The 13910-nt window shown below is 66.5% G+C and carries 11 protein-coding genes; 3 read left to right on the top strand and 8 right to left on the bottom strand.

Annotated elements, in window-relative coordinates:
• Positions 1 to 8: 8 nt before the first annotated feature.
• Genes D2V04_RS08840 through D2V04_RS08830 form a run of 3 tightly spaced genes read right to left on the bottom strand, consistent with a single transcriptional unit; the run spans position 9 to position 2961 of the window.
• The gene (locus D2V04_RS08840; RefSeq protein ID WP_119513160.1) at positions 9 to 968 is read right to left on the bottom strand and encodes an MlaD family protein; all 960 of its coding nucleotides are present in this window, start codon (positions 966 to 968) and stop codon (positions 9 to 11) included.
• Between the two features lie 9 nt (positions 969 to 977).
• Positions 978 to 1847 (bottom strand): ABC transporter ATP-binding protein, encoded by an 870-nt coding sequence (locus D2V04_RS08835; RefSeq protein WP_119513158.1) that lies wholly within the window; start codon positions 1845 to 1847, stop codon positions 978 to 980.
• 1 nt (position 1848) lies between these two features.
• Complete coding sequence (locus D2V04_RS08830) at positions 1849 to 2961, bottom strand: ABC transporter permease (protein ID WP_119513156.1); 1113 nt, start codon at positions 2959 to 2961, stop codon at positions 1849 to 1851.
• 93 nt (positions 2962 to 3054) lie between these two features.
• Here D2V04_RS08830 and D2V04_RS08825 point away from each other — a divergent pair, with 93 nt between their 5' ends.
• Both D2V04_RS08825 and D2V04_RS08820 read left to right on the top strand, forming a co-directional pair.
• Positions 3055 to 5814: a valine--tRNA ligase gene (locus tag D2V04_RS08825; RefSeq protein ID WP_119513154.1), complete on the top strand. Its 2760-nt coding sequence runs from the start codon at positions 3055 to 3057 to the stop codon at positions 5812 to 5814.
• Between the two features lie 31 nt (positions 5815 to 5845).
• On the top strand, positions 5846 to 6577 hold the full coding sequence (locus D2V04_RS08820; RefSeq protein WP_228766338.1) for a 7-carboxy-7-deazaguanine synthase QueE: 732 nt from the start codon (positions 5846 to 5848) through the stop codon (positions 6575 to 6577).
• Positions 6578 to 6582: 5 nt separating this feature from the next.
• Here D2V04_RS08820 and D2V04_RS08815 read toward each other — a convergent pair whose 3' ends face one another.
• The 5 genes from D2V04_RS08815 to D2V04_RS08795 all read right to left on the bottom strand — a co-directional run bounded on the left by D2V04_RS08815 (position 6583) and on the right by D2V04_RS08795 (position 12613).
• Entirely contained in the window at positions 6583 to 8325 is a 1743-nt protein-coding gene (locus D2V04_RS08815) for an ATP-binding protein (RefSeq protein ID WP_228766337.1), read from the bottom strand.
• Between the two features lie 64 nt (positions 8326 to 8389).
• Entirely contained in the window at positions 8390 to 9109 is a 720-nt protein-coding gene (locus tag D2V04_RS08810) for a TIGR02186 family protein (RefSeq protein WP_119513575.1), read from the bottom strand.
• A gap of 29 nt (positions 9110 to 9138) precedes the next feature.
• Complete coding sequence (locus D2V04_RS08805; protein ID WP_119513150.1) at positions 9139 to 10053, bottom strand: sulfite exporter TauE/SafE family protein; 915 nt, start codon at positions 10051 to 10053, stop codon at positions 9139 to 9141.
• Positions 10054 to 10097: 44 nt separating this feature from the next.
• On the bottom strand, positions 10098 to 11219 hold the full coding sequence (locus D2V04_RS08800; protein ID WP_119513148.1) for a hypothetical protein: 1122 nt from the start codon (positions 11217 to 11219) through the stop codon (positions 10098 to 10100).
• Positions 11216 to 12613 carry a glycosyl transferase family protein gene (locus D2V04_RS08795; RefSeq protein ID WP_119513146.1) on the bottom strand — a complete coding sequence of 466 codons (1398 nt, stop codon included), beginning with the start codon at positions 12611 to 12613 and terminating at the stop codon, positions 11216 to 11218. Before D2V04_RS08795 ends, D2V04_RS08800 begins: the two co-directional genes overlap by 4 nt.
• Before the next feature lie 79 nt (positions 12614 to 12692).
• Here D2V04_RS08795 and nhaA point away from each other — a divergent pair, with 79 nt between their 5' ends.
• Complete coding sequence (nhaA, locus tag D2V04_RS08790) at positions 12693 to 13910, top strand: Na+/H+ antiporter NhaA (protein ID WP_119513144.1); 1218 nt, start codon at positions 12693 to 12695, stop codon at positions 13908 to 13910.

Raw genomic sequence — 13910 nt, 5'->3', positions numbered from 1 at the left:
CACGCCGGTCATGGCTCGTAATCGGGCAGCTTCTGCCCGCCGATCAGCGAGCCGGCGCCTTGCGTCTCGATCTTTTCGGTCACGTTGCGCAGCGCCTTGCTGGTCGCGCGCAGGTCCTGCATCGCCGCCTCGGCCGCGGGCAGCGTGCTTTCGTTGAGCTGGCGCGCTGCCGGCTGCACTTCGGTCAAGGTCGTGCTGAGCGCCTGCGCCGCGCTGTCAGCGGACTTGAGCGTCGTGCGGAGCTGATCCGCCAGCCCCTGCCCTTCCTTGTTGAGCAGCTGGTCGGCCGACCCCATCACCTTCTCGAACGAATCTAGCGCCTCGCTCGACTCGCGCAAGGTCACCTGGAGTTCGGCGAGCGTGCGCTGCACTTCGGGCGCCGTCTGCGCGAGGTCGGCGGTGATCCGGTTGGTGTTGCGCAGAATACCGGCGATCTCGCCCTGGTTCTCGTCCGACAGCAGCATGGTAAGCCGCTCGGTAAGCGTGGCGAGCCGCTCCAGCAGCAGCGGCGCGTTGGCGAGCAGTTCGCCGAGACCGCCGGGCTTGGTCGGGATCACCGGCACGCCTTCGGGGCACGCGGTATTCCCCACGCCTTCTCCGCAGGTAATTGGCGGCGCATCGCGGCGCGCGCCGTCGAGCAGGATCGTCGAAACGCCGGTGAACGATCCCTGGATCGTCGCCGTCGTGCCGACGCGGATCGGCACGTCTTCCTTCACCTTCACCCGCACGCGGACGAACTGCGGATCGGTCTCCCACAGCGAAATCTCGCTGACCTGTCCCACCGGCACGCCCGCGAAGGACACCTGCGAGCCGTTGGCAAGCCCGGCGACCGACTGCTTGAAAAAGATGTCGTATTCGTCCTGCTGTCCCTGCCCCAATCGGGCGAGCCAGACGAAGAACAGCGCAAGCCCGGCCAGCAGCACCAGCGTGACGGCCCCGACCCAGACGTGATTTGCGCGCGTTTCCATTCGCTTGCCCTAATCCCCGCTTTGTCCGCGTTTGTCCATGCTCTCGGCCCGGCGCTTGCTCGCCTGGGCGGCGCGGCCGCGCGGTCCGTTGAAGTATTCCTCGATCCACGGATGGTCGGTTTCGAGCAGTTCCGGGATTGTGCCGACCGCGATCACCTTCTTGTCGGCCAGCACCGCGACGCGGTCGCATATCTCGTACAGCGTATCGAGATCGTGGGTGATGAGGAAGACCGTGAGGCCGAGCGTCTGCTTGAGTTCGCGCGTCAGCCGGTCGAAGGCGGCGGCACCGATCGGATCGAGCCCGGCAGTCGGCTCGTCCAGAAACAGCAGCTCCGGATCGAGGGCGAGCGCCCGCGCCAGCCCGGCGCGCTTCTTCATCCCGCCCGAAAGCTCCGCCGGATACTTGGTCACCGCATCTTCGGGAAGGCCCGAGAGCATGACCTTGTAACGCGCGATCTCGTGCATCAGGTCGGGTTCGATCTCGGGGTAGAATTGCTTGAGCGGAACCTCGACATTCTCCCCCACGGTCAGCGTGGAGAACAGCGCGCCGCCCTGGAACAGGACACCCCAGCGGTTGCGGATGCCGAGGTTCTCGTCAGGCTCCGCATTGGTCATGGAACGGCCGAAAACCTCGATTTCCCCCTCGTTCGGGGTTTGCAGGCCGATGATCGAGCGCATCAGCACCGATTTCCCGGTGCCGGAACCGCCGACCACGCCGAGGATTTCGCCGCGGTTCACGGTCAGTGAGAGATCCTCGTGCACGGTCTGCTCGCCGAAGCGATTGACGAGTCCCTTCACGACGATCGGATGATCCCCGCGGAAGCGCTCGTACCGGCCCAGGCCCCGCTCCTCGAGCTCCTGATCGAGATCGTCGGTCATCTCAGCCCCAGCCGATCTCGGTGAAGAACACGGCAAAAAAGGCATCGAGCACGATGACCATGAAGATCGCCTGCACCACCGCCTTGGTCGTCTTCAGACCGACTTCCTCCGAATTGCCCTGCACCTGCATGCCCTGATAGCAGCCGGTCAGCGCCACGATCAGGCCGAAGACGGGCGCCTTGGCCAGCCCGACATAGAGATCGTAGATCGGCACGACCTCCTGAATGCGGGTAAGGAAGGTCAGGAAGGGGATGCCCAGCATCAGATCGCCGATCACGGCGCCACCGATGATCGCGATGCAGGAGGCGAAGAACCCGAGCAACGGCATCATCAGCACCGCTGCGAGGATGCGCGGGATCACCAATGCTTCCATCGGCGAAATGCCGATCGTGCGCATCGCGTCGACTTCCTCGGTCAACTTCATCGTGCCGAGCTGCGCAGCAAAGGCGGAACCCGAGCGGCCGGCGACCATGATCGCCGTCATCAGCACGCCGAGTTCGCGCAGGGTGATACGGCCGACGAGATTGATGGTGAGCGTCTCTGCCCCGAACTGCGCGAGCTGCACCGCGCCCTGCTGCGCGATGACGATACCGATGAGGAAGCTCATCAGCCCGATGATCGGCAGCGAGGAAACACCGACCAGCTCGAGCTGGCGCACCAGCGCCTTTCCGCGAAAACGCGAGGGATGACGGATCAGGCTGCCCGAGGCAGCCAGGATCTGGCCGAGAAATCCGACCATGCCGACCATGCCTTGGCCGAATTCATAGACCAGCTCGCCCACCCGCCCGGGCACGCGTTCCCACGCCGGAGGGCGCGGCGGGTGGATGTCAGTGCCATCGCCTGCGGGCTCGACCGCCTTCAGCAACCGCTGCGCGCGTTCGCTGGCGCCGACGATCTCCGCGTTGTGCCGTTTGGCGAGACTGCCGGCGACCCATGCGCCGACGGTGTCGATCTCGCTGACGTCGGACAGGTCGACGGTGGCGAGATCGCCCTCGATCGATCGCAGGTCCCTGTCGACCGCGCCGATCGTGGAAACCAGATAAGGCCCCGAAAGGACGAGCCGCGCGCCATCGGCGCCGCCATCCTCGACCTCGAAGAACGCCCCATCCTTCATCTCGGCGACCTATGCGGCGAAACCGTGTGCACTACAAGCGCGCAATCAGCCGTGTTGCGCCACAGCGCACCCGCTGGCAAAGGCGGCGAACCTATGAACACCGAACTCTCCAAGACTTTCGACCCCTCCGAAATCGAGGCGCGCTGGTACGCGCATTGGGAAAAGGGCGGCCTGTTCCGGCCCGAACGGCCCGACGCCGAGCCCTTCACCATCGTCAATCCGCCGCCCAACGTGACCGGCAGCCTCCATATCGGTCATGCGCTCGACAATACGCTGCAGGACATCGTCGTCCGCTACGAGCGGCTGCGGGGTAAGGATGCACTGTGGGTGGTCGGCACCGACCACGCCGGCATCGCGACGCAGATGGTGGTCGAGCGCGAGCTGGAGAAGCGCCAGGACAAGCGCACCAACTACTCGCGCGAGGATTTCGTCGCGAAAGTGTGGGAGTGGAAAGAGGAAAGCGGCGGCACGATCACCCGCCAGCTTCGCCGGCTCGGCTGCTCGATGGACTGGAGCCGCGAGCAGTTCACGATGAGCCCCGAGTTCACCCGCGCGGTGACCAAGGTCTTCGTCGACCTCCACAACCAGGGCCTGATCTACCGCGACAAGCGGCTGGTGAATTGGGACCCGAAGCTCAAGACCGCGATCAGCGATCTCGAGGTCGAAACCCAGGACATGAAGGGCCATTTCTGGCACTTCAAATACCCGCTGGCGGACGATGTGACGCTCGACAACGGACAGGACTACATCGAAGTCGCGACCACGCGGCCGGAGACGATGCTGGCCGACATGGCCGTGGCGGTTCATCCGTCGGACGAGCGCTATGCCAGCGTGATCGGCAAGGAGATCGTCCAGCCGATCACCGGCCGCCGCTTCAAGGTGATCGCCGACGAGCACGCCGATCCGGAACTCGGCTCGGGCGCGGTCAAGATCACGCCGGGGCACGACTTCAACGACTTCGAAGTGGGCAAGCGCGCGGGGATCGCGGCGGGCGAGATGCTCAACATGCTCGATGCCGAAGGCAACGTCTGCCAGACCGCCGACGGGCTGGTGCCGGACGAATTCCTCGGCCTCCACCGCTTTCGCAAGGATGGCGTGGACGGCGCGCGCGAGCTCGTGGTCGCGCGAATGAAGGAACTCGGCTGCCTGATCCCGCATGTCGACAAGGACGGCGAGGCGCGCGATGCCGAACCGCGCGTGATCGCCACCCCCTTCGGCGACCGCGGCGGCGTGGTGATCGAGCCGTGGCTGACCGACCAGTGGTACGTCGACGCCGAAAAGCTCGCGCAGGCCCCGATCGAAGCAGTGCGTTCGGGCAAGATCGAGATCGTCCCCAAAGCTTGGGAAAAGACCTTCTTCAACTGGATGGAGAACATCCAGCCGTGGTGCGTCTCGCGCCAGCTCTGGTGGGGACACCGGATTCCGGCGTGGTATGGGCCAGACGGCGAGGTGTTCGTTGCCGAGAGCGAGGTTCAGGCTCTTGAATTGGCGCTTGATCACTTTGGCGCCGAGCGGCCGGAAGATCTGCCGGAACTTAGCCGCGATCCCGACGTGCTCGACACTTGGTTCTCCTCTGCGCTGTGGCCTTTTGCCACGCTTGGCTGGCCGGACGCCGCGAAGGAGCGACCAGAAGGCGTCAACGACAACCTCGGCACCAACCTGCTCGCCAAGCACTATCCCAACGACCTGCTGATCTCGGGCTTTGACATCCTGTTCTTCTGGGATGCCCGCATGGCGATGCAGGGGATGCACTTCATGGGTGAGGCGCCGTGGAAGCGGCTCTATCTCCATGGCCTCGTGCGCGCAGCGGACGGGCAGAAGATGTCCAAGTCCAAGGGCAACGTGGTCGATCCGCTGGGCCTGATCGACCAATACGGCGCCGACGCGCTGCGCTTCTTCATGGCGGCCATGGAAAGCCAGGGCCGCGACGTGAAGATGGACGAGAGCCGGGTCGAGGGATACCGCAACTTCGCCACCAAGCTGTGGAACGCGACGCGTTTCTGCCAGACGAACGGCATCGGCGGTTCGCAGTCGATCGCCGCTCCGCAGGCGACCAGCGCGGTCAACAAGTGGATCGTCGGCGAAGTGGTCGAAACGCTCGCCGCGCTCGACAAGGCCATGGCGGACCTGCGCTTCGATGCGGCCGCGAACGCGATCTACCGCTTCGTATGGGACACGTTCTGCGACTGGTATCTCGAGCTGATCAAGGGCCAGATCGACGACGAGACCAGGGCGGTCGCGGGCTGGGCGCTCGACCAGATCCTCGTCATGCTGCACCCGTTCATGCCCTTCATCACCGAGGAACTGTGGCACGCGCAGGGTGAGCGGCCGTACGAGCTGATCCTCGCGAAGTGGCCCCAGCCTTCCGCCGAGGTCGACACCGAGGCCAAGGCCGAGATCGAGTGGCTGATCGACCTGACGCGCAATCTGCGCGCGGCGAAGAACGAGATCGGCTTGGCACCCGGGGCGAAGCTGGAAGCGTGGCTTGCCGAGCCGTCCGCGATCGCGAGCAAGGTTCTCTCGACCAGCGCAGCGGCGCTCGACCGCGTGGCGCGCCTGTCGGCGGTTCATACCGACGTGGCACCGGACGGCGCCGCGCTGCAGGTCGGCGTGGGCAGCGATAGCCTGGTGATTCCGCTGGAAGGCCTGATCGACATCGAGGCGGAGAAGGCCCGTCTCACCAAGGCGCTCGCTGCTTCGGAAAAGGAGGCCAAGTCTCTCGAAGGCCGGCTCTCCAATGCGAACTTCGTCGAGCGCGCGAACCCCGAGGCGGTCGAGAAGGCCCGCGCCGATCACGCGCACCATACAGCGGAAGCGGAGCGCATCAGGGCTGCGCTGGACCGGTTGGGATGAACCGGATCCTCCCCACCCCTGGGAGGACCCGGTGCTGACTCTCGCCACTCAGGAGCCCGGAGAGCCGGAGATCTTCGCCTCTCTGCAGGGCGAGGGGCCGAGCGCCGGCGTGCCGGTCGCGTTCCTGCGCCTCTCGCGCTGCAATCTCGCATGCCAGTGGTGCGACACAGCCTACACCTGGCATTTCGAGGGCGACGAGCGGCCGCATCGCTCCGGCGAAACCTTCGAGCGCAAGGCCAATCAGATCACGCTAGGCGAGGAGGAGGTTGCCCGGCGTATCGCGGCACTCGGCCAGAACCGTCTCGTGATCACCGGCGGCGAGCCGTTGCTGCAGGCGAACGCGCTGGCGAAGCTGCTCGAGCTGTTGCCCGACATGACGGTCGAGATCGAGACCAACGGCACCGTCGCCGCCCCGCCCCGGCTCGATGTGCGGGTGGACCAGTACAACGTCAGCCCCAAGCTCGCGCACAGCGGCAATCCGGCCGAGGTTGCGCTGCTTCCCGAGCGGCTCGACGCCTATGCGACCGATCCGCGCGCCTGGTTCAAGTTCGTGATCGCCGCGCCCGAGGATGTGGCCGAGGTGCTGGCGCTTCAGGCGCGCTATCGCTTCCGGCCCGGGCACGTTTTCCTGATGCCCGAGGGCACCGACAGCGCGACGCTGCGTGCGCGGCAGGAATGGCTGGCGCCGCTATGCCTTGAACACGGATTCAGGATGAGCGACCGGCTGCACATCCATCTCTATGGGGACACGCGGGGTACATAGAGGACCTAGCGGCCCTGAGAGCGCCAGCGGCGCACTACACGCTGCACAGCCTCTTCCTCCCCGCCGCTTTCGTTCCACAATTCGACGAAACTCGGATCTTCCGACGCCGGGCGCTTGGTCTCTTCCAGGCTGTCGAAGCTGACGCGGATCGGGATCGCGACGCCCTCGCCGCAGATGATGCATTCCCGGTTGCGCAGCGCCGGGATCGAATCGAGGAAGCCGCGCGCGCCTTCGGGCATGGCGGCTTTTACGAACGCCTGGTCGCGGTCGTTATTGAGGCGCATGGCGATGATCGTGCCGCATTGCGACAGCACGCCCTCGGCCAGGTCCGACGGGCGTTGGGTGATAAGACCGAGGCTGATGCCGTACTTGCGCCCTTCCTTGGCGATACGGCTGAGAATGCTTCCGACCGACGAGCCGTCCGCATTCGCCTCGTTGGGCACGTAGCGGTGCGCTTCCTCGCAGACGAGCAGGATCGGCCGGGTCTTCTCCTCCCGTCCCCAGATCGCGAAGTCGAACACCAGACGGCTGAGCACCGCGACGACGGTGGAGGTGATGTCCGACGGGACGCCGCTGACGTCGATGATCGAGATCGGCTTGCCGCCGCCCGGCATGCGGAAGATCTTGGCGATGAACTCGGCCATGGTGTCGCCCACCAGCATGCCGGAGAACATGAACTGGTAGCGCGGGTCGCCCTTGAGCTCATCGAGCTTGCTCTTGATCCGCATGTAAGGCGCCGAGGAGGTCGCCTTGTCGAGCTTGCCCATCTCGTTCTGGAGCTCATTCGAGAGGTCCGAGAGCAAATAGGGGATCGGCGAATCGACCGTGATCTTGCCCATCGTTTCGGCCAAACGATTCTTGCCCCGCGCCCTGAGCAGGCACTTGGCGAGGATGTCCATGTCCGTCTGCCGCTCGTTGCCGCTGGTGGTCAGCAGCGCCTCGCAATGCTCCTCAAAATTCATCAACCAGTAGGGTAGCTGCAGGTTCGAGACGTCGAGGATCATGCCGGTGTCACGGAACGCCGCGGCATATTCGCCGTGTGGGTCGATCATCACCACATGCCCTTCGGGCGCCGCCTCGCAGATGCGATGGAGGATCAGCGCCGCGCTGGTGGATTTGCCGGTGCCGGTCGAGCCGAGCAGCGCGAAGTGCTTGCCCAGCATGGCATCGATGTAGAGGCCTGCGCGGATGTCCCTGGTGGGATAGACGGTGCCGATCTGAACGCTCGCGCGCCCGTCGCTGGCGTAGATCTGCCGTAGATCCGCCGTGGTCGCCGGGTAGATCTTCGCTCCGGGAATGGGAAAGCGGGTTACGCCGCGGCGGAAGCCATGGACGCGGCCGGTGGCCTTCTCCTCCATCCCTTCGCCGAGAAAGTCGACATCGGCGATGATTCCGCCGCCTGTCCGGCGATCCTGCCGCTGGTTGCGGACGCTGGCGAGCAGCCAGGCATTGCCGGCGCGGATCTTGATCTGGCTACCGACCTGGCCGGCCAGCGCGATCGAAGGGTCCTCGTCGGCCATGCACTCGTTGAGCCGCTGCATGTCGAGCGCGATCTGCGAACCCGAACCGGCGACTTCGACGACTACGCCGATCGGCTGAACCGCATTATCGGACAGCACCGCGGGGGTGACGGTCTGCGGGTGCACGCCGGCGCCGCCCTCGCTCTGCGTCGCGGCCGAATCCAGCGCCTGGCGCCGGTCGAGGTTGCCGTGGCCCATCTCGGTCATGAAGTCGTCGATTTCCTGCATCTGCCCGGACGCACGGCGTAAGGCCGGTTGGTTAAGATCGGGTCAATGGGGATCGGAAGACGGGCTAGATCAGCGCGAAAAGGCGCCCGGCCACCCATCCCATCCCGACCGACAGGAATACCGCCAGGAAGCCGTAGAACAGCGATTGCCGTTCCGAAAACACCTCCACGAACCGTTCGAAGCCGACCTTGCGCACTTCCACTTCTGCGATGGCGGAAGCGATCACGCGGCCGCGTGTGATGGCGAATGTCTCGGCGGTGTAAGTGCCGGTCTGAACGTTCGAGGGCAGCGAGATGCGCACCTGATAGAGCACCTGCTCGCTGATCTGCACGCCGCGCGGATCCTCCTTGTAGAGCCCTTCCCGGCTGCGCAGATCGACCAGCCCGGCGGTAAAGCGTGCCTGCTCTTCTGGATCGATCGCGCCCGTTGGGGAGAGCTGCAGATAGTTCAGGCCGAGCTCGTAGATCGCCGCGGTCCGCTCGTCGACGATCTCCTCGATCGGCCGCGACGACGCGACAGCGAAGAACGAGGGGGCGGACTGGAACGCCGTGCTGTCGGCATTGACCCAGATCCCGCCGACGCGCGCCTTCTCGCGCACGGTGATCGGCTCGGTCGGTCCCTTGAGCACCACGACGATGTCGTAGTCCTGCCCCGCCCGCGCGCCGGTGGGGTCGAGGATCACTCCGAACAGGAGCAGCTCGGTGCCGGTGAAACCCTGCTGAACCTGCACGTCGTCCTGCGACACCTCGGGCACCAGGATCGGGTCCCGCTGGGCCGAGAGCATCAACAGCGCGACGAGGAGGAACAGCCGCTTCACAGCGGCACCACCGTGTAGATTTCCTCGGGCCGGACGAACAAGCCGAAGAACATCCTCGCGGTCACCAGCAGGACGATCGCGGCGAGGGCCAGGCGCAAGTATTCGGGCTTGAACTTCTGGGCCACCTGCGTGCCGAGCTGCGCCCCGGTCACCGACCCGAACAGCAGCAGCGCGACGAGCACGATGTCCACGGCATGCGTCGTCAGCGCGTGCATCATCGTCGTCGCCATCGTCACGAACAGGATGTTGTAGAGCGATGTGCCGACCACGACATTGGCGCTCATGCCGAGGATGTAGAGCATCGCCGGCACGAGAATGAACCCGCCGCCCACACCCATCAGCATGGTCAGCGTGCCGACCGCCACGCCCAGCAGCAGCGGCGCAATGGGGGAGATGTAGAGGCCCGATCCGTAGAACCGCCAGCGCAGCGGCAAGGCGGCGATCAGCCGGTGGTGCCGGCGCTTCATCGCGGGCTTCGCCGCTCCGCCCTCCCGCGGACGGACCGCCTGCCACGCCTCGCGCGCCATGAGCGATCCGACGGAGCCGAGCAGGAACACGTAGAGGACGTTGATGACCGTATCGATCTGGCCGATCGACTGGAAGAACCGGAACAGCAGTGCACCGATCCCGGCGCCGAGAACCCCGCCCGCGACCATGACGGTGCCCATGCGGTAATCGACCCCGCCGCGCCGACCGTGGGCGAGCACGCCTGAGACGCTGGCGCCGGTGATCTGCGTCGCGGCCGAAGCCGCCGCGACCGTGGGCGGGACGCCGTAGAAGATCAGCAGCGGCGTCGTCAGGAACCCGCCGCCGACGCCGAACAGGCCGGAGAGAACCCCGGTGAGTGCCCCCAGCCCGACGATGACCAGCCCGTTCACCGAGAGGTTCGCGATGGGGAGGTACACGTCCATGACGAAGCCCTAACCGAGGGCAGCGACGGTTGAAAGCGGGCGGATTAAAATCCGGTCGAAAGCGTGACCGCAATGCCTCGCCCGGGCGCGGCTTCCCCCGCGATACGCCAGCGGTAATCGAGCGCCAGCCGCGCGGGCGCGTCGCCGATCTCGAGATCGAGGGAGGCCGTCGGGCCGACATCGAGCCGCGCGGCCCCCTTCTGTGCCCCACCCCAGACGCCTGCCCCTGCGCGCACTTTCGCCAGGTCGAAGCGGGCGACCTCGCGATCGACCCGCGCCTGCCCGTCGGCGAAGGCGGTGGCGAACTTGCCGCCGACATAGCCAGCCTGGGCATAGGCCTCACCGCGAAGCCCGAGCGGTAGATCCACCGGCGGGAGTTCGGTGACGGCGAATGTAGCCGGCCTAAGCTCCACCTCGCCGCCGCCGTGCCGCGTCACACGCAATTCCGAATAGACCGACACCGGAACCGCCGCGAACGGGCGTGCGGCTAACCCAGCCGCGAATTCCGATTCCTTGCCCGCGGCCAGCGCCTGTGTCGCGCGGGCGTAGGCGGCGGGGCGGTGCGGACTGCCGGGCGCGAGGTGGTAACGGATCACCGCGCCCGCCTGGCTCGCGCCGTAGCTCGCCAGCCGGCCGCCGGGGGCAGCCTCGCCGGTCTCTCCGGGCCGCAGAAGCAGCCATGCATCGAACGACCATCGGTCGGGCTTCCGCACCGCGAGAGGCGGCCGCGCACGGCTCGCGGGCGCTGCTGCCCTCGCCCGAAGGAGCGCGGCTACGTCGGACGGAACGGGAAGCTGTGCGGTCGCAGCGAGCCAGAGGAGCTGATGGCTGGCCATGACTTCGCTGCTGGCGGGCGGTGGCGGTTCGGTGGCGGCCTGAGGATTCCAGATCGGGAGCCGTTCGAGCAGCACGATCTGTTTCGGAGGTAGCGGCCCTGGGCCAACCAGCGGCCGGTTCGACTCCGGTTGCGTCGCGATCGTGAGTGGGGGAGCGGCTCGAGGCGCGGCGCCACGCGCCAGCACGGGCCGGGTAACGCCATCCAGCATCGCCTCCAGCGGGCCCGGCGGTGCCTCCCACATCATCGCGCGCCCACCGATCCAGGCGGTCAGCAGCACCACCAGTATCAGCAAGGGCTCGCCCCGGCGCCGGTCGGCCATGCCGCTCATGACGTGATCCGGCGGGGCAGGAGCGCGGGATGCGCGTCGTGCTCTGTCTTGTCCCATTGCGGCCGCGTGCCGCGCAAGCTTCGGACATAGGCGAACAAGGCACGCCGCCCCGCCAGCATCGCGATGAAATTGGCAACCGGCAGGCGCAGGACCGCGCGAACGCCCTCGCCAAAGCCATGCTCGCGCGCGGTGAAGGCGAAGCGGAAGGCGCAGCGCCACAGCAGGGCGGCGATATTGGCGATGAGTATCGTCTCGAGCGCCGGCGAGAGTTCGGGCACCGTAGTCCAACCCGCGAGGCTCGCCGCCGAACCGATCCCGCCAAGAAAGAGGATCGCAAGGGCGATACCCAGCAGGAGCGCGGCGAACGGCCCGCGTCGGTCGCGCAGCCGCATCCAGACTTCGACCGGCCTGCCATGCCAGCCGAGCCGGTCCCACCCCTGAAAGGCAATCCCCAGGATCCACCGCGTCTTCTGGCGGACGGCCTGATGGAGCCGGGAAGGGAAGAAGGCACGCGTCGCGATGAGTCGCCCGTCGGCAGATCTTCGCCGCACGAAGCGCGTACAGCCGCCCAACTCCGCGATACCGAGGCCAAGCTCGTAGTCTTCCGTCAGGCTGTCGGTGGCGAATGGTGCTCGGAGGCCCCGGCTGCTCGCGAGGCGGGCCAATGCGTCGCGCGCGATACCGCACCCGACGCCAGCGAGCGGGATGCCCGCGCCGAGCGCGTCGCGGACCACGAGGCCCTTGCTGTGGCTCTCGGCGAACTCTTCGCAATAGTGGCTGCCGACCCAGCGCGACTCCGCTTGCGGCAGCGGCAGAACCGGCAGTTGCACGAGGTCCGCATCGAGCAGGCATTCGTCGATCAGCGACAGCGCCGCGGGATCGACCATATCCTCCGCGTCGTGCAGCAGGACGCTGACGGTGCGCGCGCCGCCGCGCGCCTCATCGGCCTCGATCGCGGCGTAGAGGCGGTTGAGGCAGTCGGCCTTGGTGGTTGGCCCCACGGCTTCGTTGATCACCAGCCGTACGCGGTCGTCCCCACTGGCGGCGGCCGCGACCGCCTCGATCGTTGCGTGATCGTTGCAGTAGCAGCCGACGTAGATGCGCAGGCTTCGGTCCGGCCAGACGCGCAGCATGTGCCGCACCGTCGCGCCGATCACGCGATCTTCATGCCAGGCGGGAATGAACACGGCGGCCTGGCGTAGTGGTGGACGATCGGCGCGCGTGGGATCGTAGACCGCGGGCCGCGCGCGGCCGCTCAGCCGCAGCCACAGCCATGCGAAATCGATCGCGAACTCGTCGAGAGCGCCGATCAGAAAAAACACCGCTGCGAAAAGAAGCAGCTCGCGCTGGACGAGCACCACCCACTCGAGCAGCGGTAACCCCCCGAATAACATCCCTTTCCCCCCGCGCGCATTTCTATCCAAGACCCAGTAGACTTGCAACGCGCAACGAAATCCGAAATGGAGCGGTCCGATGGCCATTGCACCCCGACCGATCCGCGCATTCTTTGCTCCCGTCCGCTCGCTGTTCGTCGGCGACGCATCGGCCGGAGTGCTTCTCATCCTGGTGGCTGCCGCGGCGATGCTGCTCGCCAACTCGCCGATGGCGCACGAGTACCATCAGCTGTTTCACGGAACTCTGTCGCTAACGCCAGTTGCGAAGCTCGATACGCTCCACCTGTGGGTGAACGACGGGCTGATGGCGATCTTCTTCTTCGTCGTCGGCCTCGAGGTGAAGCGCGAGTGGATCGAGGGGCAGCTCAGCAGTGCCGAGCAGCGGCGCCTGCCGGTGCTCGCGGCGGCCGCAGGGATGATCGTGCCCGCACTCGTCTATCTCTTTTTCGTTCAGGGCGATGCCCAGCAACTGACCCAGGGGTGGGCGATTCCGGCCGCGACCGACATCGCCTTCGCCATGGGGGTGCTGGGCCTGCTCGGCAACCGGGTCCCAGGATCGCTGCGGCTGTTCCTGCTGACGGTGGCGATCGTCGACGACATCGGTGCCGTGCTGATCATCGCGATCGCCTACACCGCGGGCATAAAGCTGGGGTGGCTGATCGCGGCGCTGGTGGTCGTCGCCGTCATGCTGACGCTCAACCGGATGCGGGTGAAGACGGTAGTGCCGTTCCTGCTGCTGGCGCTCGTGCTTTGGTACTTCGTGCTCAATTCGGGCGTTCATGCGACCATCGCGGGCGTGGTCGCGGCGCTGACCATCCCGATGCGAGGGAAGGACGACGACACGATGCTCGAGCGGCTCGAGCACGGCCTGGCGCCCTGGAGTGCCTATCTGATCGTCCCGGTCTTCGGCTTCGCGAACGCGGGCGTGAACCTGTCCGGGATCGGGTTGGAAGGCGTGTTCGCGCCGCTCCCGCTCGCGATCGCCGCAGGCCTGTTCCTCGGCAAGCAGACGGGTATCGTCCTCGCGATCTTCATCGCCAATCTTATCGGCTTCGCGCCGCGGCCGCATGGGGCGAGCTGGCCGGAAATCTGGGGCGTGTCGATCCTGTGCGGCATCGGTTTCACGATGTCGCTGTTCATCGGCGAACTGGCGTTCCCCGGTTATCGCCTGTTGATCGACGAGGCCAAGATCGGGATCCTGCTCGGCTCCGTCTGCTCGGCCGTCGTGGGATACGCGATCCTGCGTATGACCACCGCGCACCCGGGCGACGAGCCCGGAAGTGCCCGGAGCGCCTGA

Source organism: Pelagerythrobacter aerophilus (assembly GCF_003581645.1).
GTDB lineage: Bacteria > Pseudomonadota > Alphaproteobacteria > Sphingomonadales > Sphingomonadaceae > Pelagerythrobacter > Pelagerythrobacter aerophilus.
This window is presented reverse-complemented; position numbering and strand designations above follow the sequence as displayed.